Source organism: Caballeronia choica (assembly GCF_001544535.1).
Lineage (GTDB): Bacteria > Pseudomonadota > Gammaproteobacteria > Burkholderiales > Burkholderiaceae > Caballeronia > Caballeronia choica.
In genome coordinates, this window is the sequence record NZ_FCON02000624.1 from 1 (window position 1) to 554 (window position 554).

Consider the following 554-nt stretch of genomic DNA (forward strand, 5'->3'; position numbering starts at 1 on the left):
GCATCCGGTCCGTTCGGCTCGATCGACGCCGGCCGCCAGATCATCCCGATGATCTACGCGATGGCGGAAACCGATGTCCGTGGCGCACAGTATTTCGGCAGTATCCTGACTGCGTGGCTGGGCGTGAATCAGGCGGCCGGCTGGCCCGGCACCAGCACGAACGCCCCGATCGGTGCCCTGTATGACAGCAACGCGCTGGTCTACAATTCGCCGAAATTCTATGGCGCCTCGCTCGCGTTGGAGTATGCACCGGGCGGCGTTCCGGGCCAGTTCCAGGGCGGCACGCGCGAGTCGGCGGTGCTCAAGTATTCGAACTACGGTCTGAATCTGTCCGCCGTGTACTACAACGGCCATGACACCAATCCGTTTCCGCTGACCTATCCTGCAGCGCCGGCGGTGCCCGCGACGGGTCTGAACAACAATCGCTTCTACTATCTCGGTGCGATGTACACGATCAGCGGGTTCTCGATATCCGCTTCGTACGGCATCGGCAAGAACCCGGCGAACACCAACACCGCGGACTTCGAAATGGCATCGGGTGGCCTTGGCTACCA

General features: G+C 62.1%; 1 protein-coding gene. It reads left to right on the forward strand.

Annotated elements, in window-relative coordinates; genetic code table 11:
- Positions 1-554 (forward strand): porin (locus AWB68_RS46030; protein WP_125483345.1); only part of this gene is annotated, 554 nt, incomplete at both ends.